Genomic DNA, 352 nt, shown 5'->3' with positions numbered 1-352 from the left:
ATGAAGCCAGACTTACTGACTCCCCGAGTTCTATACGTAGCAAAGGCGCTTCGCAATTCATCAAGTGCACATACAATCCGTTCACGATCACAGTCGCTCATATCTTCCAGCAGCATCACAGCATGTCGCTGCTTTAGCTGCGCTTGAAAAGAGTCCGACAAGCGCTCACGCTCGAGCAACCGATTGTAAAACGAGCATGTGTCCTGCCAACGAGGCAGCGCTTAGTGTTTAGCTTCACGCTCTCGTAACCCACCGGGCAGTGTCTTTACCAAAGCAAAGGTCATCACCGTCATTTCCTTCTCCTCAACCTGTTTAACACAGTACGTAAAAAACGCTCACTCCTAGAGCAATG

General features: G+C 49.4%; 1 protein-coding gene. It reads right to left on the bottom strand.

From position 1 onward, the window contains the following. A partial coding sequence (gene repB, locus ACR6JA_RS22055; protein WP_494599512.1) for a phage replication protein B occupies positions 1–218 on the bottom strand: 218 nt, incomplete at its 3' end. Positions 219–352: the final 134 nt, after the last annotated feature.

It is taken from the genome of Cedecea sp. B1(4) (assembly GCF_059414925.1).
Note: the sequence above shows the minus strand (reverse complement) of the source record. Positions and strands in the feature narration are given on the sequence as shown.